Annotated in this window: 25 protein-coding genes and 1 tRNA gene; 5 read left to right on the top strand and 21 right to left on the bottom strand. The window is 63.3% G+C overall.

The window, feature by feature from the left end; translation table 11 throughout:
• The 5 genes from PMI14_RS32165 to PMI14_RS32145 form a co-directional block, all read left to right on the top strand.
• Positions 1 to 444 (top strand): ABC transporter ATP-binding protein (locus PMI14_RS32165; protein WP_007861749.1); only part of this gene is annotated, 444 nt, incomplete at its 5' end.
• Between the two features lie 42 nt (positions 445 to 486).
• A complete protein-coding gene (locus tag PMI14_RS32160; protein ID WP_007861743.1) occupies positions 487 to 1,776 on the top strand; it encodes an amino acid deaminase in 1,290 nt (429 codons plus the stop codon).
• A gap of 15 nt (positions 1,777 to 1,791) precedes the next feature.
• Positions 1,792 to 2,757: a MurR/RpiR family transcriptional regulator gene (locus PMI14_RS32155; protein WP_007861742.1), complete on the top strand. Its 966-nt coding sequence runs from the start codon at positions 1,792 to 1,794 to the stop codon at positions 2,755 to 2,757.
• Complete coding sequence (locus PMI14_RS32150) at positions 2,757 to 4,229, top strand: amidohydrolase family protein (RefSeq protein WP_007861740.1); 1,473 nt, start codon at positions 2,757 to 2,759, stop codon at positions 4,227 to 4,229. Before PMI14_RS32155 ends, PMI14_RS32150 begins: the two co-directional genes overlap by 1 nt.
• A gap of 125 nt (positions 4,230 to 4,354) precedes the next feature.
• Positions 4,355 to 4,750, top strand: a complete 396-nt coding sequence (locus tag PMI14_RS32145) for a 4-oxalocrotonate tautomerase family protein (protein ID WP_007861738.1) — start codon at positions 4,355 to 4,357, stop codon at positions 4,748 to 4,750.
• 135 nt (positions 4,751 to 4,885) lie between these two features.
• Here the strand turns inward: PMI14_RS32145 and PMI14_RS32140 are convergent.
• From PMI14_RS32140 to PMI14_RS32045, 21 genes are all read right to left on the bottom strand, one after another.
• Positions 4,886 to 4,962, bottom strand: a tRNA-Met gene (locus PMI14_RS32140).
• A 20-nt stretch (positions 4,963 to 4,982) separates the two neighbouring features.
• A complete protein-coding gene (gene rplQ, locus PMI14_RS32135) occupies positions 4,983 to 5,381 on the bottom strand; it encodes a 50S ribosomal protein L17 (protein ID WP_007861737.1) in 399 nt (132 codons plus the stop codon).
• Positions 5,382 to 5,558: 177 nt separating this feature from the next.
• Complete coding sequence (gene rpoA, locus PMI14_RS32130) at positions 5,559 to 6,551, bottom strand: DNA-directed RNA polymerase subunit alpha (RefSeq protein WP_007861735.1); 993 nt, start codon at positions 6,549 to 6,551, stop codon at positions 5,559 to 5,561.
• 116 nt (positions 6,552 to 6,667) lie between these two features.
• Positions 6,668 to 7,291, bottom strand: coding sequence for a 30S ribosomal protein S4 (rpsD, locus tag PMI14_RS32125; protein ID WP_007861733.1), 624 nt, complete (start codon positions 7,289 to 7,291; stop codon positions 6,668 to 6,670).
• 90 nt (positions 7,292 to 7,381) lie between these two features.
• Complete coding sequence (gene rpsK / locus PMI14_RS32120) at positions 7,382 to 7,786, bottom strand: 30S ribosomal protein S11 (protein ID WP_005793662.1); 405 nt, start codon at positions 7,784 to 7,786, stop codon at positions 7,382 to 7,384.
• 18 nt (positions 7,787 to 7,804) lie between these two features.
• A complete protein-coding gene (rpsM, locus tag PMI14_RS32115) occupies positions 7,805 to 8,170 on the bottom strand; it encodes a 30S ribosomal protein S13 (RefSeq protein WP_035206424.1) in 366 nt (121 codons plus the stop codon).
• Positions 8,171 to 8,193: 23 nt separating this feature from the next.
• Positions 8,194 to 8,307, bottom strand: a complete 114-nt coding sequence (gene rpmJ, locus PMI14_RS34555) for a 50S ribosomal protein L36 (protein ID WP_005793651.1) — start codon at positions 8,305 to 8,307, stop codon at positions 8,194 to 8,196.
• 147 nt (positions 8,308 to 8,454) lie between these two features.
• Positions 8,455 to 9,774 (bottom strand): preprotein translocase subunit SecY, encoded by a 1,320-nt coding sequence (secY, locus tag PMI14_RS32110; protein WP_007861729.1) that lies wholly within the window; start codon positions 9,772 to 9,774, stop codon positions 8,455 to 8,457.
• Positions 9,775 to 9,798: 24 nt separating this feature from the next.
• Complete coding sequence (rplO, locus tag PMI14_RS32105) at positions 9,799 to 10,230, bottom strand: 50S ribosomal protein L15 (RefSeq protein WP_007861727.1); 432 nt, start codon at positions 10,228 to 10,230, stop codon at positions 9,799 to 9,801.
• Positions 10,231 to 10,240: 10 nt separating this feature from the next.
• Positions 10,241 to 10,423 carry a 50S ribosomal protein L30 gene (gene rpmD, locus PMI14_RS32100; protein WP_007861725.1) on the bottom strand — a complete coding sequence of 61 codons (183 nt, stop codon included), beginning with the start codon at positions 10,421 to 10,423 and terminating at the stop codon, positions 10,241 to 10,243.
• Between the two features lie 13 nt (positions 10,424 to 10,436).
• A complete protein-coding gene (rpsE, locus tag PMI14_RS32095) occupies positions 10,437 to 10,955 on the bottom strand; it encodes a 30S ribosomal protein S5 (protein WP_007861723.1) in 519 nt (172 codons plus the stop codon).
• A 17-nt stretch (positions 10,956 to 10,972) separates the two neighbouring features.
• On the bottom strand, positions 10,973 to 11,338 hold the full coding sequence (rplR, locus tag PMI14_RS32090; RefSeq protein WP_007861721.1) for a 50S ribosomal protein L18: 366 nt from the start codon (positions 11,336 to 11,338) through the stop codon (positions 10,973 to 10,975).
• 11 nt (positions 11,339 to 11,349) lie between these two features.
• Positions 11,350 to 11,883 (bottom strand): 50S ribosomal protein L6, encoded by a 534-nt coding sequence (rplF, locus tag PMI14_RS32085; protein ID WP_007861719.1) that lies wholly within the window; start codon positions 11,881 to 11,883, stop codon positions 11,350 to 11,352.
• Positions 11,884 to 11,908: 25 nt separating this feature from the next.
• Positions 11,909 to 12,304 carry a 30S ribosomal protein S8 gene (gene rpsH / locus PMI14_RS32080; RefSeq protein ID WP_007861717.1) on the bottom strand — a complete coding sequence of 132 codons (396 nt, stop codon included), beginning with the start codon at positions 12,302 to 12,304 and terminating at the stop codon, positions 11,909 to 11,911.
• Positions 12,305 to 12,324: 20 nt separating this feature from the next.
• On the bottom strand, positions 12,325 to 12,630 hold the full coding sequence (gene rpsN / locus PMI14_RS32075) for a 30S ribosomal protein S14 (protein WP_007861712.1): 306 nt from the start codon (positions 12,628 to 12,630) through the stop codon (positions 12,325 to 12,327).
• An 8-nt stretch (positions 12,631 to 12,638) separates the two neighbouring features.
• Positions 12,639 to 13,178, bottom strand: coding sequence for a 50S ribosomal protein L5 (rplE, locus tag PMI14_RS32070; RefSeq protein ID WP_007861706.1), 540 nt, complete (start codon positions 13,176 to 13,178; stop codon positions 12,639 to 12,641).
• A 9-nt stretch (positions 13,179 to 13,187) separates the two neighbouring features.
• Entirely contained in the window at positions 13,188 to 13,508 is a 321-nt protein-coding gene (gene rplX, locus PMI14_RS32065) for a 50S ribosomal protein L24 (RefSeq protein ID WP_007861704.1), read from the bottom strand.
• Between the two features lie 9 nt (positions 13,509 to 13,517).
• A complete protein-coding gene (gene rplN / locus PMI14_RS32060; protein ID WP_007861702.1) occupies positions 13,518 to 13,886 on the bottom strand; it encodes a 50S ribosomal protein L14 in 369 nt (122 codons plus the stop codon).
• 194 nt (positions 13,887 to 14,080) lie between these two features.
• The gene (locus PMI14_RS32055; RefSeq protein ID WP_007861700.1) at positions 14,081 to 15,673 is read right to left on the bottom strand and encodes a glycerol-3-phosphate dehydrogenase/oxidase; all 1,593 of its coding nucleotides are present in this window, start codon (positions 15,671 to 15,673) and stop codon (positions 14,081 to 14,083) included.
• 198 nt (positions 15,674 to 15,871) lie between these two features.
• Complete coding sequence (locus PMI14_RS32050; protein WP_007861699.1) at positions 15,872 to 17,602, bottom strand: ABC transporter substrate-binding protein; 1,731 nt, start codon at positions 17,600 to 17,602, stop codon at positions 15,872 to 15,874.
• 100 nt (positions 17,603 to 17,702) lie between these two features.
• Positions 17,703 to 18,011 carry a DUF2160 domain-containing protein gene (locus tag PMI14_RS32045; RefSeq protein WP_007861698.1) on the bottom strand — a complete coding sequence of 103 codons (309 nt, stop codon included), beginning with the start codon at positions 18,009 to 18,011 and terminating at the stop codon, positions 17,703 to 17,705.

Below are 18,011 nucleotides of genomic sequence, written 5' to 3'. Positions count from 1 at the left end.
GGGGGGGGGGGGGAGCCGCTGTCGGCGCTGGACGTGTCGATCCAGGCGCAGGTGGTGAACCTGCTGGGCGACCTCAAGCAGCAGCTGGGCCTGACCTTGCTGTTCATCTCGCACGACCTGGACGTGGTGGAGTACCTGTGCGACCGCGTGGTGGTGCTGTACCTGGGCCGCGTGATGGAGATCGCGCCCACCAGCGCGCTGTATGCGCGGCCAGCCCATCCCTACACGCGCGCCCTGCTGGCCGCGGCCCCCATCCCCGACCCGGCGCAGCGGCGTACCATCCCCCTGCTGCAGGGCGACCTGCCCAGCCCCGCCAATCCGCCCTCGGGCTGCGTGTTCCGCACGCGCTGCCCGCATGCGGTGGCCGAATGCGCCAGCGCCGACATGGCCCTGCGCCCCGTGGGCACCGAGCACTGGAAGGCCTGCTGGCGCGACGACATCTGACCGGCGCAGCCCCGCTGCGTCCCTCCAACATGACGAAACGACATGACGAACACCACCACTGACTTCACCCTGGACGCCACCAGCAAGAGCTTTCCCATCGCGGCGGCGCCCTGCCGCGCCAGCGAGATCGCCGCACGCGGCTGGAATGTGCTGGCCGACGACCTGGCTTTCCCGCTGGCAGTGCTCAGCCGCACGGCGCTGGCGCACAACCTGGCCTGGATGCAGGATTTTGCCAAGCGCAAGGGCATCGCCCTGGCGCCGCACGGCAAGACCACCATGTCGCCCCAGCTCTTTGCACAGCAGCTGGCGGGCGGTGCCTGGGGCCTGACCTTCGCCACGGCCTTCCAGGTCGCGGTGGGGGTGCAAGCCGGTGCGCGCCGCATCATCATCGCCAACCAGGTGGTCTGCGATGCCGACCTGGATGCGCTCGATGCACTGCTGGCCCGTCACGCCGATCTCACGGTGTGGTTCCTTGTCGACTCGCTGGCGCAGCTCGCACTGGTGGAGGACTGGAAGCAGCGCCGCGGCAGTGCCCGTGTGTTCAACGTGCTGCTGGAGATGGGCATCCCCGGCCAGCGCACCGGCTGCCGCACGCTGGACGAGGCACTGGCCCTGGCGCGTGCGCTGGCGGCGTCGCAGGCCGTGCAGTTCGATGGCATCGAATGCTATGAGGGCGGCGTGGCGCGCTGCGACAACGAGCACGACGCCCGCGAGGTGACGGCCCTGGTGCGCCGCGTGATGGAGGTGGCACGCGCCTGCGATGCAGGGCACCTGTTCGCACAGGACCGCATCCTGCTCACCGCGGGCGGCTCGGCCGTGTTCGACCTGGTGGTGCCGCTGCTGCAGGCCCAGGGCCTGTCGCGCCCCGTGGAGGGCGTGCTGCGCTCGGGCTGCTATGTGACGCACGACCATGGCAACTACGCGCGCTTCCTCAAGAACGTGGAGCAGCGCGAAGGGCTCGATACCTCGCTGCGCCCGGCCCTCACGGTCTGGGCCATGGTGCAGTCGGTGCCGGAGCCGGGCCTGGCCCTGCTGACCTGCGGGCGCCGCGACATCTCCTACGACCTGGAGATGCCCATCCCGGTGCAGCTGGCGCGGCGCGGCGAGCGCACGGCGGCGGCCGCCCCGGCCGGCTGGAGCGTGAGCGCCTTGAATGACCAGCATGCCTACCTGCGCTTCGATGCCGCAGCCGGCGACGCCGCTGCGCCCCGTGTGGGCGACCGCGTGGCGCTGGGCATCTCGCACCCCTGCACCACCTTCGACAAGTGGCGCTGGATGCCGCTGGTGGAAGACGATGGCGCCATCACGGGCGCCATCAGCACCCGGTTCTGAGACGCGGAGAAGCGCATGAACAGCAGCCGGCCTCCTTCGCCGTCGTCCTCCACCCAGCCGCCCAGCCCCACGCCGGGCCTGCTGCAGCAATTGCGCGAGCGCCAGGACAGCCTGCCCGAGGCGCAGCGCAGCGTGGTGCGTGCCGTGCTCGAAGACCCGCGCGCTGCCGTGGCGGCCACGGTGGAGCAGCTGGCGCAGCAGGCGGGCGTGTCCATGCCGACCATCGTACGCACCTGCCGCAGCTTCGGCTACGACTCGGTGCGCGAGTTCATGCTGGCGCTGGCGCAGGACCTGGCGGTCTCGGGCTCCTACCTGCACCGCAGTGTGCTGGCCGAGGACACGGCGCAGGACGTCTCCAGCAAGATCATCCATGCGGCTGTCTCCTCGCTGACCGAGCTGGGCCGGCGCATCGACGTGGACGTGATCGACCAGGTGGCCGCCAAGCTCGCCAAGGCGCGGCGCATCGACTGCTATTCGGTCGGCGCAGCGTCGACCTTCACGGCCAGCGAGCTGCAGAGCCGGCTGTTCCGCCTGGGCCTCACGGCCAACGCGATCTTCGACGCGCACCAGCAACTGGTCTCGGCCAGCACCCTGGGCCCCGAGGGCGTGGCCTTCGTCGTGTCGCATGTGGGGCGCATGCCCTACACGGTGGAGGCGGCGCGTTTCGCCCGCTCGCAGGGCGCCACGGTGATCGCGCTGACCCAGCCCGGTACGCCGCTGGCCGAGACGGCCGACCTGGTGCTGGCGGTCTCGGTGCCGCAGGATGCGGTGATGCGCGTGGGCACCGAGGCCTACCTGGCCCACCTGGTGGTGATCGAGATCCTGATGGTGCGCCTGGCGCAGCAGCTGGGGCCGGTGGCCACGCGGGGCCTGCAGCAGTTCAAGCAGCTTTTGCACAAACACGGATTCGACAGCGCCGAGTATTCGGGCGCCATGGACCACGGCCCGGGCATGCACAAGCCGGGCCAGAAAGACAATTGATGGTAGCAACGCAAGCAACCCTGCTGAAGAACGGAACCATCATCGACGGCACCGACCGCCCCGGATGGGTGGGCGACCTGCTGCTGGCAGGCGAGCGCATCGTGGCGCTGGCCGCGCCCGGCGCCATCGACCCGGCCTTGTTCGCCGGCCTGGAGCTACAGACCATCGACTGCACGGACCGCGTGATCGCACCCGGCTTCATCGATGTGCACACGCACGACGATGCGGCCGCCATCGACGCGCCCGACATGCTGCCCAAGCTGTCGCAGGGCGTGACCACGGTGATCGTGGGCAACTGCGGCATCTCGCTGGCCCCCATGGTGACGGATGCACCGGCGGCGCCGCTGTCGCTGCTGGGCCAGCGCCAGTTCCGCCACGCGCGCATGGCCGACTACGCGCGCGCCGTGGATGCCGCGCAGCCCGGCGTGAACGTGGCTGCGCTGCTGGGCCATACGGCCCTGCGCATGCGCCACCTGCCCGAACTGGGACGCCCGGCCACGGCCAGCGAGCGCGCTGCCATGGCCGCCGACATGCAGGAGGCCATGGATGCGGGCGCGCTGGGCCTGTCGTCCGGCGTGTTCTACAAGGAAGCCTATGCGGCCGATCTCACCGAGCTGACCGAGCTGGCCAGCGTGGCCGCGCGCAATGGCGGCGTGTATGCGACCCACATCCGCGACGAGCTGGCCGGCATTTTGCCGGCGCTGCAGGAGGCGGCGCTCACGGCGCGCCAGGCCGGCCTGCCGCTGGTGCTGTCGCACCACAAGTGCGCCGGCGCCTCGAACTGGGGCCGCACGCGCCAGACGCTGCCGCTGATCGAGTCACTCGCCCAGGGCCAGCCCATCAGCCTGGATGTGTACCCCTACACCGCGGGCTCGACGGTGCTGCGCACCGACCTGGTCGACGGTGTGATCGACATCCTGATCACCGGCAGCCAGCCCCATCCCGAGATGGTGGGCCGCTACCTCAAGGACATCGCCCGGGAATGGGACACGACCGAACAGGCAGCGTGCGACCGGCTGCAACCCGGTGGCGCCTGCTACTTCCAGATGCGCGAGGACGATGTGGAGCGCGTGATTGCGCACCCCCTGTCCATGATCGGCTCGGACGGGCTGCCGCACGACGAGCGCCCCCACCCCCGGCTGTGGGGCGCCTTCCCGCGCGTGCTGGCCTGCTACTGGCGCGAGAAGGGCCTGCTGCGGCTCGAAGAGGCCATCCACAAGATGACCGGCCTGTCGGCGCAGCGCTTTCGCATCGGCGAGCGGGGCCGCCTGGCTGCAGGCCACATGGCCGACGTGGTGGTGTTCGACCCGGCGCGCGTGCGCGATACCGCGAGCTACGAAAAGCCCGTGCAGTTCAGCGAAGGCATCGAGCAGGTCTGGGTGAACGGCGTGCTGAGCTACACCGCAGAAGGCCGCGCCACCGGGGCACGTGCCGGGCGCTTCATCCGCCGGCAGGCTACCCCGCCCGCCTGAGGCATGCCCCAAGCGGGCTTTGCAGCCATTGCAAAGCCGCTTCCCGCCGGGCGCCGTGTCCGGAAACCGGGTCGAAAACTACAGTGGAGGCACCTACCAACCCATCCACTGACCAGGAGTTTTCCATGCCCATCATCAACGTCAAAGTCTCTGCCGAACGCTCGGCCGCCCTGTCGCAGCGCATCTCGGACACGCTGCTCGATCTGACCACCCGCATCCTGGGCAAGAACCCCCAGATCACGGCGGTGACCGTTTCCTATGTGCACCCCGAGGACTGGATCGTGGGCGGCAGCAGCTTGGCCGCCCAGGGCAAGAAGAGCGTCTACCTCGACATCAAGGTCGTCGACGAGACCAACACCAAGGCCGAGAAGGCACGCTACATCGCCGAGGTGTTCGCGGCCTTCCAGGGCCTGCTGGGAGAGCTGCACGAGGAAAGCTACATCTATGTGCAGGACGTGCGCGCGACGGCCTATGGCTATGGCGGCAAGACGCAGGAGTTCCGGCACCAGCATCCCCAGTGAGTGTCGCCTGCGGGCCCCGTCCCCGCAGGGGCAGGCCTTCAGATGCCGGGTCCAGACCCAGGGCCCTGAGCAGCCTGGACAAGAAAACACCCCAAAAACAAAAAAGCCCACTCGAAAGTGGGCTTTTTGCAATATTGGTTGCGCGAGGAGGATTTGAACCTCCGACCTTTGGGTTATGAGCCCAACGAGCTACCAGACTGCTCCATCGCGCGGCAAGATTGAATTATATACCTTATTCAGCGGCTGCGGCCGAAGAATTTTCAGTTTTTTCTTCAGCACGGTCGACCAATTCAACCAGGGCCATGGGCGCATTGTCGCCAACGCGGAAACCCATCTTCAGGATGCGGGTGTAGCCACCGGGACGCGCATTGAAGCGGGGGCCCAGGTCGTTGAACAGCTTGGTGACGCTGTCGCGGTCGCGCAGGCGATTGAATGCCAGGCGGCGGTTGGCGACGGTGTCGACCTTGGCCAGGGTGATCATGGGTTCGACCACGCGGCGCAGTTCCTTGGCCTTGGGAACGGTGGTCTTGATGACTTCGTGCTCGATGAGCGAGTTCATCATGTTCTGCAGCATCGCAAGGCGGTGCGAGCTGGTGCGATTGAGTTTGCGGAGGCCGTGACCGTGGCGCATGGTGCTTTCCTTCTACTGTCTATGTAATTAAATCGGGCCAGCCGTATCAGGTACTGTCCGAGGCACTGTTTCCTGCCGCAGAAATGAATCCCTGCTACAGGAACGAAAAGTCCCCCTTGCGGAGGACCCTAATTCGGGTTCCCCATTTTCTGGGGAACTCGGGATTATAGCGTTTGTTTAACGCTTGTCCAGACCGGCTGGTGGCCAGTTCTCAAGCTTCATGCCCAGCGTGAGACCACGCGATGCGAGCACTTCCTTGATTTCGTTGAGCGACTTGCGACCCAGGTTAGGCGTCTTGAGCAGCTCGTTCTCGGTGCGCTGGATCAGGTCACCGATGTAGTAGATGTTCTCGGCCTTCAGGCAGTTGGCGGAACGCACGGTCAGTTCCAGCTCGTCCACAGGGCGCAGCAGGATCGGATCGAACGTGGCATTGCCGCGCGGGCCTGCAGGTGCGTCGAACGCAGCCAGCTCGCCGCCTTCCAGCTGTGCGAACACCGCCAGCTGTTCCACGAGGATCTTGGCCGAGGCGCGCACGGCGTCTTCGGCCGTGATGGCACCGTTGGTCTCGATCTCGACGACCAGCTTGTCCAGGTCGGTGCGCTGTTCCACGCGGGCGCTTTCCACGGTGTAGCTTACGCGCTTCACGGGGGAGAACGATGCATCCAGCACAATGCGGCCAATCGACTTGGTCGATTCGTCGGCATAGCGGCGCAGGTTGCCCGGCACGTAGCCGCGGCCCTTCTCCACCTTGATCTGCATGTCCAGCTTGCCGCCAGCCGACAGCGTGGCGATCACGTGGTCGGGGTTGACGATCTCGACGTCGTGGGGCGTCTGGATGTCGCGGGCGGTTACCACGCCTTCACCATCCTTGCGCAGGCTCAACGTGACTTCGTCACGGTTGTGCAGCTTGAACACCACGCCCTTGAGGTTCAGGAGGATGTTGACCACATCTTCTTGAACGCCATCGATGGACGAGTACTCGTGCAGAACGCCTGCAATGGTGACTTCCGTCGCTGCGTAACCCACCATGGACGAGAGCAGGACGCGCCGAATGGCGTTGCCCAGCGTGTGGCCATAGCCACGCTCGAACGGCTCCAGCGCGACCTTGGCACGGTTGTGGCCAAGCTGCTCGACATTGATCGCCTTGGGTTTCAGCAAATTGGTTTGCATTCAGACTTCCTCTCAATACCCCCAGCTCGTTACACCGGTAAGGCTGGTGAAGCGCCTAAACCGCGATGCCTCGCGGTTCAGGTACGGTTTTTTCGAAATGTGATTCGAACTAGCGATTAGCGCGAGTACAACTCAACGATCAGCGATTCGTTGATGTCGGCACCGAACTCGTCGCGGTCAGGCACCTTCTTGAACACGCCTTCTGCCTTGTCGGCATTGACGTCCACCCAGGCGGGGATACCGACCTGTGCAGCCAGTTGCAGTGCTTCGACGATGCGGTTCTGCTTCTTGGACTTTTCGCGCACGGCCACGACATCACCGACCTTGACCAGGTACGAAGGGATGTTGACGGGCTTGCCGTTCACCGTGATGGCGCAGTGCGACACCAGCTGGCGGGCTTCTGCACGCGTGGAGCCGAAGCCCATGCGGTACACGACGTTGTCCAGACGCGATTCCAGCAGGAACAGCAGGTTGGCACCGGTGTTGCCCTTGCGGCTGTCAGCGGTCTCGAAGTAGCGGCGGAACTGCTTTTCCAGGATGCCGTACATGCGCTTGACCTTCTGCTTTTCGCGCAGCTGCAGGCCGTAGTCGGACGTGCGGGCACCGGAGGTGCGGCCGTGCTGACCAGGCTTGGAGTCGAACTTGCACTTGTCCGCAATGGAGCGACGGGCGCTCTTGAGGAACAGGTCGGTGCCTTCACGGCGGGAGAGTTTGGCCTTGGGGCCGAGGTAACGTGCCACTTGAACTTCCTTTATGTCATCTACCGCAAACCATTGCGGGAGCCGCCTGTGTCGCTCTCGCGTACGCAGGCGGCGGTGGGCTTGTGAAAATTAGATACGACGGCGCTTTTGAGGGCGGCAGCCGTTGTGCGGGACCGGCGTCACGTCGGAGATCGACGTGATGCGGATGCCCAGGGCACCCAGTGCACGCACCGAGGATTCGCGACCAGGACCTGGGCCCTTGATCTCGACGTCCAGGTTCTTGATGCCTTGGTCGATGGCGGCGCGGCCAGCCACTTCCGAAGCCACCTGGGCTGCGAAAGGCGTGGACTTGCGCGAGCCCTTGAAGCCCTGGCCACCCGACGAGGCCCACGACAGGGCGTTGCCCTGGCGGTCCGTGATCGTGATGATCGTGTTGTTGAACGAAGCATGCACGTGGGCAATGCCGTCCGACACGTTCTTGCGAACCTTCTTGCGAACGCGCTGTGCTGCGTTATTGGCTGGAGACTTGGCCATATTGATCTTTCAATCTCTTTATTTCTTCAGTGCAGCAGCACCCTTGCGCGGGCCCTTGCGGGTGCGTGCATTGGTACGGGTACGCTGACCACGCATCGGCAGACCACGACGATGGCGGAAACCACGGTAGCAGCCAATGTCCATCAAACGCTTGATGTTCATGGTGGTTTCGCGGCGCAGATCACCTTCGATGGTGAATTGCTCGATCTGCTCGCGAATTTTTTCCAGGTCGCTGTCCGTCAGATCCTTGATCTTCTTGGAGTAAGCGATGCCGGTGGCTTCGCAAATCTTGCGAGCGCGTGTGCGACCAATTCCAAAAATGGAGGTCAAACCGATTTCCGCGTGCTTGTGGGGCGGAATGTTGATGCCAGCGATACGTGCCATATGCGTCCTCTAATACTTTCCAATCAACCCTGGCGCTGCTTGTGACGCAGATCCGTGCAGATCACGCGCACCACACCCTTGCGGCGGATGATCTTGCAGTTGCGGCAGATTTTTTTGACCGAAGCCGAAACTCTCATTGCATTCTCCTAAAACTTTTCCATCCGTCCCGGCTATCTTGCACGGAACACAATTTTTGTGCCCGCTACAGAATCGTGGGGCGCCAACTAACCTAAACCTTGCTTTCGGGGACCAGGCGCGCTGTGCGCCCAGGCCCTTCCAACCCGTCAACCGCCTTGATTGCCTTTGAAATTGGCTTTCTTGAGCAGCGACTCATACTGTTGCGACATCATGTAGTTCTGCACCTGGGCCATGAAGTCCATGGTCACCACCACGATGATCAACAGCGAAGTTCCACCAAAGTAAAACGGTACGTTGTACTTCAGGATCAAGAACTCGGGCAGCAGGCAGACGAAGGTGATGTAAACCGCCCCCGCCAGTGTCAGTCGCACAAGAATCTTGTCGATATAACGGGCAGTCTGTTCACCGGGACGGATCCCGGGAATGAACGCACCGCTCTTCTTCAGGTTGTCTGCCGTTTCACGGCTGTTGAAGACCAGCGCCGTGTAGAAGAAGCAGAAGAAGATGATCGCAGCGGCATAGAACATCACGTACACCGGCTGACCAGGCGTCAGGGCGGAAGAGATGTCGCGCAACCAGCGCATCGACTCTCCGGCACTGAACCAGTTCACCACGGTGGCTGGCAGCAGGATGATGGACGAAGCGAAGATGGGAGGAATCACACCTGCCATGTTCAGCTTCAAGGGCAGGTGGGACGATTGACCACCATAGACCTTGTTCCCCACCTGCCGACGCGCATAGTTCACGAGGATCTTGCGCTGGCCACGTTCCACATACACCACGAAGTAGGTCACCGCAGCAACCACCAGCACGATGAAGATGGCGGCCAGGATGCTCATCGCACCCGTGCGCACCAGCTCCAGCAGGCCACCGATGGAGCTTGGCAGACCGGCCGCGATACCTGCAAAGATCAGGATCGAGATGCCGTTGCCAAGACCACGTTCCGTGATCTGCTCACCGAGCCACATCAGGAACATGGTGCCAGCCGTCAGGCTGACCATGGCCGTGATGCGAAAACCCATGCCGGGGCTCAGCACCAGGCCGGCCGAGCTCTCCAGTGCCACGGCAATGCCGAGCGACTGGAAAATGGCCAGGCCCAGCGTGCCGTAGCGCGTGTACTGGGTGATCTTCCTGCGGCCGGACTCGCCTTCCTTCTTCAGCTGCTCGAATGTCGGGACCACGTAGGTCATCAGTTGCATGATGATCGATGCCGAGATGTACGGCATGATCCCCAGTGCAAAGACGGTAAAGCGCGAGAGCGCTCCACCCGAGAACATGTTGAACAGGTTCAGGATGCCGCCTTGCTGGCCGCTGAAAAGCTGCTGAAGTTGGGCTGGGTCGATACCGGGCACGGGGATATGCGCCCCGATGCGGTACACGACCAGCGCAAGCAACAGAAAAACCAGGCGACGACGCAGGTCGCCGAACTTGCCGGTTTTTGCAATTTGAGCCGCGCTAGTAGCCACAGGTACCTTCTTTCAGATCCAAAATCAGGCCAGGCTGCCGCCAGCAGCTTCGATAGCTGCCTTGGCACCTGCAGTAGCGCCCACGCCCGTCAGCTTGACAGCCTTGGACAGAGCACCGCTCTTGATGACCTTGACCACCTTGGCCAGCTCGCCGATCAGGCCGGCTTGCTTCAAGGCAAGCACGTCCACTTCGGCCAGGCCCAGCTTGTCCAGATCGGTCAGCGTGACTTCGGCATTGAACTTGAGCGATTGTGACTTGAAGCCACGCTTGGGCAGGCGACGTTGCAGAGGCATTTGACCGCCTTCGAAACCTACCTTGTGGTAGCCACCCGAACGCGACTTCTGACCCTTGTGACCACGGCCAGCGGTCTTGCCCAGACCGGAGCCGATACCGCGGCCTACACGGCGCTTGGCATGCTTGGCGCCGTCTGCGGGCTTGATGCTATTGAGTTCCATGATCTATCTCTCAGAGGACTTTGACCAGATAGCTGATCTTGTTAATCATGCCGCGCACTTCGGGCGAGTCCTGCAGTTCGCTGACACTGTTCAGCTTGCGCAGACCCAGGCCACGGACGGTGGCGCGGTGCGATTCCTTGGTGCCGATAGGGCTGCGCACCAGTTGAATCTTGACGGTTTGTTGCGTAGTCATTTACAGCTTCCAATCAGGCGAAGATGTCTTCGACCGCTTTGCCGCGCTTGGCTGCCACTTGCGAAGGCGTCGTGGAGTTCACCAGGGCGTCAAAAGTGGCGCGGACCATGTTGTAGGGATTGGACGAACCATGGCTCTTGGCCACGATGTCGGTCACGCCCAGCACTTCGAAGACAGCGCGCATTGGGCCGCCGGCGATGATACCGGTACCCTTGGGAGCGGGAGCCATCATCACAACGGCAGCGCCGTGGTGGCCGGTCACATTGTGGAAGATCGTGCCGTTCTTCAGCGAGACCTTCACCATGTTGCGGCGAGCTTCTTCCATTGCCTTTTGCACTGCAGCAGGCACTTCCTTGGACTTGCCCTTGCCCATGCCTACGCGGCCATCACCGTCGCCGACCACAGTCAGTGCAGCGAAACCGAGGATACGGCCGCCCTTCACGACTTTGGTCACGCGGTTGACCGCGATCATTTTTTCGCGCAGACCGTCGTCACGACCTTCGTCTTGCACTTTGGGTTGAAATTTAGCCATTTTGTATTCCGCTCCGCTTAGAACTGCAGGCCAGCTTCACGGGCTGCGTCGGCCAAAGCCTTGACGCGACCGTGGTACGCAAAGCCTGAGCGATCAAATGCAACCTTCTCGACGCCAGCTGCCTTTGCCTTTTCAGCAATGCGCTTGCCGATGGCCGTGGCAGCGGCGGCATTGCCACCCTTGCCCGAACCACCGAGTTCCTTGCGCACATCGGCTTCTGCGGTGGAGGCACTGGCCAACACCTTGCTGCCGTCGCCGGAGATGACGCTGGCGTAGATATGGAGATTCGTGCGGTTCACGGTCAGACGGGCCACGCCTTGCTGTGCAATGCGGATGCGGGTCTGGCGCGAACGACGAAGACGCTGCTCTTTCTTGGTCAACATGCTGCAGCTCCTTACTTCTTCTTGGTCTCTTTGATCGTGATCTTCTCGTCCGCATAGCGGATGCCCTTGCCCTTGTAGGGCTCGGGTGGACGAACAGCACGGATCTCAGCGGCAATTTGGCCAACACGTTGGCGGTCGGCGCCCTTCACGACCACTTCCGTGGGCGTGGGGGTGGCCACCGTGATGCCAGCAGGCATCTCGATGTTGACAGGGTGCGAATAACCGACAGCCAGGTTGAGCTTGGCACCGGATGCGGCGGCCTTGTAGCCCACACCGATCAGGGTCAGCTTCTTTTCGAAGCCCTTGCTCACGCCAACAACCATGTTGTTGACCAGCTGGCGGATCGTTCCGCTCATGGCATTGGCTTCGCGGGAGTCGTTGACGGGCTCAAAGCTGAGCTTGCCGTCGTTGCTCGACACCTTCACCAGCACGTTCTGCGCCAGCGACAGCGAACCACCAGTCCCCTTGACGGAGATCTGGTCATCTTTAACGGACACATCCACGCCTGCGGGGATGGTCACGGGCATTTTTCCTACTCGGGACATTTCAGTTTCTCCTCAATGCCGCGGGTTAGGCCACGTAGCAGAGCACTTCGCCACCGACACCGGTAGCACGCGCCTTGCGATCGGTCATCACGCCCTTGGGCGTCGTGACAATTGCCACACCCAGACCGTTCATGACTTGTGGAATGGAATCATGGCCCTTGTACACACGCAGGCCAGGGCGGCTGACGCGCTCGATGCGCTCAATCACCGGACGACCAGCGTAGTACTTCAGGGAGATTTCGAGTTCGGACTTGCCGGATTCGGTCTTGACCTGGAATCCGTCGATATAACCCTCGTCCTTCAGCACCTGGGCGATGGCAATCTTCACTTTGGAAGAAGGCACCAGAACCGTGGCCTTGGCGACCATCTGTGCATTACGGATGCGGGTCAGCAAGTCAGCGATAGGATCACTCATGCTCATGTTGTAATTCTCCTGCCTGCTTACCAGCTGGCCTTGGTGACACCGGGGATGTCGCCTGCAAAAGCCAGTTCACGGATCTTGGCGCGGGCCAGACCGAATTGACGGAAGGTACCGCGTGGGCGACCGGTGATTTCGCAACGGTTGCGCTGGCGCGTGGGGTTCGCGTTGCGGGGGAGCTTCTGCAGACCCAGGCGGGCTGCATCACGCTCTTCATCGCTGCGCTTGGCGTCACCGGCGATCGCCTTCAGTTCCGCATACTTCGTTGCGTACTTGGCGGCCAGTTTTTCGCGCTTCAGTTCGCGCTGGATCAAAGCTACTTTAGCCATACCCTGCCTCAGTTCTTGAACGGGAAACGGAAACCAGCCAGAAGAGCCTTGGCTTCTTCGTCGGACCTGGCCGTCGTGGTGATGCTGATATTGAGACCGCGCAGGGCGTCGACCTTGTCGTACTCAATTTCAGGGAAAATGATCTGTTCCTTGACGCCGATGTTGTAGTTGCCACGGCCGTCGAAAGCGCGACCGGAGATACCACGGAAGTCACGAACGCGGGGCAGAGCCACGGTCACGAAACGGTCCAGGAACTCATACATCTGCACGCCACGCAGCGTGACCATGCAACCGATGGCCTGGCCTTCGCGGATCTTGAAACCGGCGATAGCCTTCTTGGCCTTGGTCACCACAGGCTTCTGACCAGCGATCTTGGTCAGGTCAGCCACGGCGTTGTCCATCACCTTCTTGTCCGAGACTGCCTCGCTCACGCCCATGTTGAGCGTGATCTTGGTCAGACGGGGGACCTGCATGGGCGAGGTGTAGCCGAACTGCTTGGTCAGTTCGGGAGCGATCTTGTCGCGGTAGATTTCTTGGAGTCGTGCCATGTTTGCCCCTTAGACCGCCTTGATTTCGGCGCCGCTGGACTTGAACACGCGAACACGCGCGCCGTCAGCCTGCACCTTGATGCCCACGCGGTCAGCCTTGCCGGTGGCCGCATTGAAGATGGCAACGTTGGACTGGTGGATGGGCATTGCCTTTTCCACGATGCCGCCCGTCGTACCCTTCATGGGGTTCGGCTTGGCGTGCTTCTTGACCAGATTGATGCCGTCGATGACGAGGTAGGAGTCATCCTTGCGCAGCGACACCGTGCCGCGCTTGCCCTTGTCGCGCCCGGTCAGCACGATGATTTCGTCGCCCTTGCGAATCTTGTTCATGGCGCGTCCTTAGAGAACTTCAGGAGCCAGGGACACGATCTTCATGAACTTCTCGGTACGCAGTTCACGCGTCACGGGTCCAAAGATGCGGGTGCCGATAGGCTCCAACTTTGCATTCAGCAACACTGCAGCGTTGCCATCGAATTTGACGAGCGAGCCGTCACCGCGGCGGATGCCCTTTGCGGTGCGAACGACCACTGCGCTGTAAACCTCGCCTTTTTTGACGCGGCCACGCGGAGCGGCTTCTTTGATGCTCACTTTGATGATGTCGCCAACGCTTGCATAGCGACGCTTCGAGCCACCCAGCACCTTGATGCAAAGGACGGACTTGGCGCCGGTATTGTCGGCAACCTCTAACCGAGATTCTGTCTGGATCATTTCAATATTCCCAACTTGCACCAGAAGACCACGGCCCCAGAGAACTTCTCAAGGGCTGCAGATCAGCCAGTCAGTCTTGGGCCCGTCGTCCGCACCGCAAACCATTTGCAGCACTTCCCGCTGGGCAGAAACTTCACGTAGGAAACGCGAAGCCCTCGATTATTGCAAAGGGGAAACCCGAAGTCAAGCGCCTATCACACTGGGGCGTGCAAATACTGGTCGGCCAGTGACAAAAACGCATCCAGTTGTGGATCGGTGCCCAGTTCTTCCTGCAGGAGGGCTGCCACCAGGGGGGCAGTGGCGATGGCCTGGCGGGCGTCCAGGAACAGCATGCGTGAGCGGCGCGCCAGCACGTCTTCCACCGTGCAGGCGTATTCATGGCGGGCGGCAAAGCGCACCATGGCCTCGGTCAATCCGCCACCCAGGTCCACCCCGGCGCCCTGCAGCTCGCGCACGACGGCGGCTTCGCTGCCGTAGGAATGCAGGCCCTGGGCGTCGCTGATACGGTGGCGCACCGGTTCGGCGGGCGTGCCCACCAGGGGCAGGCGGTTGGTGACGCCAGCGGCCTTGTCCGGCAGCAGGCCGACAGTGAAGCATTTTTGCAACACATCCTCGGCCATGGCACGGTAGGTGGTCCATTTGCCGCCGGTCACCGTCACCAGGCCGCTGCGGCTGGCCAGCACGGTGTGCTCGCGGCTGATCTTCTTGGTGTTGTCGCCGTCATCGTCCTGCGGCTTGACCAGGGGGCGCAGGCCCACCCAGATGCTGCGGATGTCGGCCGCCTGGGGGGCGCGGGTCAGGTAGCGGGCGGCCTCGTCGAGGATGAAGGCCACCTCTTCCTTGAAGGCCAGGGGTTCGCGCACCACATCCTGGCGCGGGCTGTCGGTGGTGCCCAGGATGAGCTTGCCCAGCCACGGCACGGCAAACAGCACCCGGCCATCGGCCGTCTTGGGCACCATCAGGGCGTGGTCGGAGGGCAGGAATTCGCGGTCCACCACGATGTGCACGCCCTGGCTGGGCGCCACGATGGGCTTGACCGGGCGGCCGATGGCCTCGCCGTCCATCTGGCGCAGGGCATCCACCCAGACACCGGTGGCGTTGACCACAGCCTTGGCGCGCACGGTGAACTGGCGGCCGCTGGCGCTGTCTTCGCAGACGAAACCCGCCACCTTGCCGTTTTCATGGACCAGGGAAGTCGCCGGGCAGTAGTTCACCAGCAGCGCACCCTTGGTGGCGGCCGTGCGGGCCAGTGCCAGGGCCAGGCGGGCATCGTCGAACTGGCCATCCCAGTATTTCACGCCGCCCTTGAGCCCGTCCTGGCGCGCATTGGGCAGGCATTGCAGGGTCTTGGCACGGCCCAGGAACTGGGTGGACCCGAGGCCTGCCTTGCCCGCGAGGGCGTCGTACACCATCAGGCCGATGCCGTAGAACGGCGTCTCCCAGGCCTTGTAGGACGGCATCACGAAGGCCAGCGGCTGGGCCAGATGGGGGGCATTGTTCAGCAGCGTGGTGCGCTCGTGCAGGGCCTCGCGCACCAGCGCGATGTTGCCCTGGGCCAGGTAGCGCACGCCTCCGTGCACCAGTTTGGTGGCACGCGAGGAGGTTCCCTTGGCGAAATCGTGCGAATCGACCAGCACCACGCTGAAGCCCCGGGCCGCCGCGTCCAGCGCCACGCCCAGGCCCGTCGCACCGCCTCCGATCACGGCCAGGTCGTACTGGCGGGGTTCGGCAAGGCGGTCGAGGAGGTCGGAGCGCCGCGTGGGCAAGGGGGAAGAAACGTGGGTCATAGGTAGCGATTGTCCACAGGCACGGGGTTGAGCCTAGGGTTAACCCTGAAATTCTTGACACCTGCGGAGCGGGATTGGCCTTGTGGACCGTCCGCCGCCGCAGGTTCGGGGGAAGAAACGGGGGCCTGCGCCCTCCTCTCCTGGCTAGCTATGTATGCACATGGAGAGAAAGGCCGGCCTCCCAGGACTGGCAGCCGCTCAGCGCGCCTTGCCATCCTTCCAGGCCTGCAGCAGCTTGTCGTAGGCAATGGTTTCGCCCTTCGGCTTCTCGTTGGCCAGCTTGGCCCATGGGGCCTGCTTGTCGCTCAGCCATTTGGTGGGCGCGCTCTTGGGATTGAGCTTGGGCGCGCACTTGGCCATGCCGGCGCGTTCGAGGCGGGCCATCACCTGGTCCATCTCGTCGGCCAGCGTGTCCATCGCGCCCTGGGGCGTCTTCTCACCGGTGACCGCCTGGGCCACGTTCTTCCACCACAGCTGGGCCAGCTTGGGGTAGTCGGGCACGTTGGTGCCGGTGGGCGACCAGGCCACGCGCGCCGGGCTGCGGTAGAACTCCACCAGGCCGCCGAGCTTGGGCGCGGCGTCCGTCATGGCCTTGGACTGGATGTCGCTTTCGCGGATCGGGGTCAGGCCCACCAGGGTCTTCTTGAGCGAGGTGGTCTTGGCCGTCACGAACTGGGCGTACAGCCAGGCGGCAGCGGTCTTGTTGGCATCGTGGTCCTTGAAGAAGGTCCAGGAACCCACGTCCTGGTAGCCGTTCTGCATGCCCTGCTTCCAGTACGGGCCGTTCGGGCCAGGGGCCATGCGCCACTTGGGCGTGCCGTCGGCGTTCACCACGGGCAGGCCGGGCTTGGTCATGTCGGCCGTGAAGGCGGTGTACCAGAAGATCTGCTGCGCGATCTGGCCCTGGGCGGGCACGGGGCCGGCTTCGCCGAAGGTCATGCCCGTGGCTTCCTTGGGCGCGTACTTCTTCATCCAGTCCACGTACTTGGTCAGCGCATAGACGGCGGCAGGCGAGTTGGTCGCGCCGCCACGGGCCACCGAGGCGCCCACGGGCGTGCACTTGTCGTCGGCCACACGGATGCCCCATTCGTCGATCGGCAGGCCGTTGGGCGCACCGATGTCGGCCGTACCGGCCATGGACAGCCAGGCATCGGTGAAGCGCCAGCCCAGCGAGGGGTCCTTCTTGCCGTAGTCCATGTGGCCGTAGATCGGCTTGCCGTCGATGTTCTTCACGTCGTTGGTGAAGAACTCGGCGATGTCCTCGTAGGCGCTCCAGTTGAGCGGCACGCCCAGGTCGTAGCCGTACTTGGCCTTGAACTTGTCCTTGATGTCCTTGCGGTCGAACAGGTCGGCGCGGAACCAATAGAGGTTAGCGAACTGCTGGTCGGGCAACTGGTAGAGCTTGCCATCGGGCGCCGTGGTGAACTTGGTGCCGATGAAGTCCTTGAGGTCCAGGCCCGGGTTGGTGTATTCCTTGCCCGTACCGCCCATGTAGTCGGTCAGGCTCATGACCTTGCCATAGCGGTAGTGGGTACCGATCAGGTCCGAGTCCGAGATCCAGCCGTCGTAGATCGACTTGCCCGACTGCATCGAGGTCTGCAGCTTCTCGACCACGTCGCCTTCCTGGATCAGGTCATGCTTGACCTTGATGCCGGTGATTTCCTCGAAAGCCTTGGCCAGGGTCTTGGATTCGTATTCGTGGGTGGTGATGGTCTCGGAGACCACGGAGATCTCCTTGACCCCCTTGCCCTGGAGCTTCTTGGCCGCCTCGATGAACCACTTCATCTCGGCCATCTGCTGGTCCTTGCTCAGCGTGGAGGGCTGGAACTCGCTGTCAATCCACTTCTTGGCTTCGGCCTCGCCCGCCATGGCCGACTGCCCGGCCAGGACCGCTACCGCCAGTGCCAGCGCTGTATACCGCGTCTTCATAGTGCCTGTCTCCTCATTAATCACTCCCCTTTGGATGCACATGGGTCGCCCGGCTCCGGGGAAGGGTTGAGCCGTGCAACGGGAACATTTCCAGGCGCTGTCAGCCCTTGCGCATGACCAGCGCCAGCAGCAGCATGGACAGCACGAAGCTGAACCAGATCGAGGGGTCCTCGCCCAGCCCGAACCATTGCGCGAGCTTGCCGCTCACGCCCACAAAGATCAGGTTCACGTAGGCTGCCGAGAGCAGCCCGATGAACAGGCGGTCGCCGCGCGTCGTCTCCAGGGGCAGGAAGCCCTTGCGCAGGACGGTGGGGGATTTCACTTCCCACACCGCCATGCCGATCAGCATCAGCACGATGCACGTGAAGAACACCGCCACGGGCAGGGTCCAGGCCATCCACTCGAACAT

Origin of the sequence: Acidovorax sp. CF316 (assembly GCF_000276605.1) — a bacterium.
Taxonomy (GTDB): Bacteria; Pseudomonadota; Gammaproteobacteria; order Burkholderiales; family Burkholderiaceae_C; genus Acidovorax.
The sequence above is the reverse complement of the archived record's forward strand: the minus strand, read 5'-3'. Positions and strand labels throughout refer to the sequence as shown.

Excerpts from the sequence above, each read along its gene's own strand:
- PMI14_RS32160 (WP_007861743.1), top strand. The coding sequence starts at position 487 with ATGACGAACACCACCACTGACTTCACCCTGGACGCCACCAGCAAGAGC.
- PMI14_RS32155 (WP_007861742.1), top strand. The coding sequence starts at position 1,792 with ATGAACAGCAGCCGGCCTCCTTCGCCGTCGTCCTCCACCCAGCCGCCC.
- PMI14_RS32150 (WP_007861740.1), top strand. The coding sequence starts at position 2,757 with ATGGTAGCAACGCAAGCAACCCTGCTGAAGAACGGAACCATCATCGAC.
- PMI14_RS32145 (WP_007861738.1), top strand. The coding sequence starts at position 4,355 with ATGCCCATCATCAACGTCAAAGTCTCTGCCGAACGCTCGGCCGCCCTG.
- rplQ (WP_007861737.1), bottom strand. The coding sequence starts at position 5,381 with ATGCGCCACGGTCACGGCCTCCGCAAACTCAATCGCACCAGCTCGCAC.
- rpoA (WP_007861735.1), bottom strand. The coding sequence starts at position 6,551 with ATGCAAACCAATTTGCTGAAACCCAAGGCGATCAATGTCGAGCAGCTT.
- rpsK (WP_005793662.1), bottom strand. The coding sequence starts at position 7,786 with ATGGCCAAGTCTCCAGCCAATAACGCAGCACAGCGCGTTCGCAAGAAG.
- rpsM (WP_035206424.1), bottom strand. The coding sequence starts at position 8,170 with ATGGCACGTATCGCTGGCATCAACATTCCGCCCCACAAGCACGCGGAA.
- rpmJ (WP_005793651.1), bottom strand. The coding sequence starts at position 8,307 with ATGAGAGTTTCGGCTTCGGTCAAAAAAATCTGCCGCAACTGCAAGATC.
- rplO (WP_007861727.1), bottom strand. The coding sequence starts at position 10,230 with ATGGAACTCAATAGCATCAAGCCCGCAGACGGCGCCAAGCATGCCAAG.
- rpmD (WP_007861725.1), bottom strand. The coding sequence starts at position 10,423 with ATGACTACGCAACAAACCGTCAAGATTCAACTGGTGCGCAGCCCTATC.
- rpsE (WP_007861723.1), bottom strand. The coding sequence starts at position 10,955 with ATGGCTAAATTTCAACCCAAAGTGCAAGACGAAGGTCGTGACGACGGT.
- rplR (WP_007861721.1), bottom strand. The coding sequence starts at position 11,338 with ATGTTGACCAAGAAAGAGCAGCGTCTTCGTCGTTCGCGCCAGACCCGC.
- rplF (WP_007861719.1), bottom strand. The coding sequence starts at position 11,883 with ATGTCCCGAGTAGGAAAAATGCCCGTGACCATCCCCGCAGGCGTGGAT.
- rpsH (WP_007861717.1), bottom strand. The coding sequence starts at position 12,304 with ATGAGCATGAGTGATCCTATCGCTGACTTGCTGACCCGCATCCGTAAT.
- rpsN (WP_007861712.1), bottom strand. The coding sequence starts at position 12,630 with ATGGCTAAAGTAGCTTTGATCCAGCGCGAACTGAAGCGCGAAAAACTG.
- rplE (WP_007861706.1), bottom strand. The coding sequence starts at position 13,178 with ATGGCACGACTCCAAGAAATCTACCGCGACAAGATCGCTCCCGAACTG.
- rplX (WP_007861704.1), bottom strand. The coding sequence starts at position 13,508 with ATGAACAAGATTCGCAAGGGCGACGAAATCATCGTGCTGACCGGGCGC.
- rplN (WP_007861702.1), bottom strand. The coding sequence starts at position 13,886 with ATGATCCAGACAGAATCTCGGTTAGAGGTTGCCGACAATACCGGCGCC.
- PMI14_RS32055 (WP_007861700.1), bottom strand. The coding sequence starts at position 15,673 with ATGACCCACGTTTCTTCCCCCTTGCCCACGCGGCGCTCCGACCTCCTC.
- PMI14_RS32050 (WP_007861699.1), bottom strand. The coding sequence starts at position 17,602 with ATGAAGACGCGGTATACAGCGCTGGCACTGGCGGTAGCGGTCCTGGCC.
- PMI14_RS32045 (WP_007861698.1), bottom strand. The coding sequence starts at position 18,011 with ATGTTCGAGTGGATGGCCTGGACCCTGCCCGTGGCGGTGTTCTTCACG.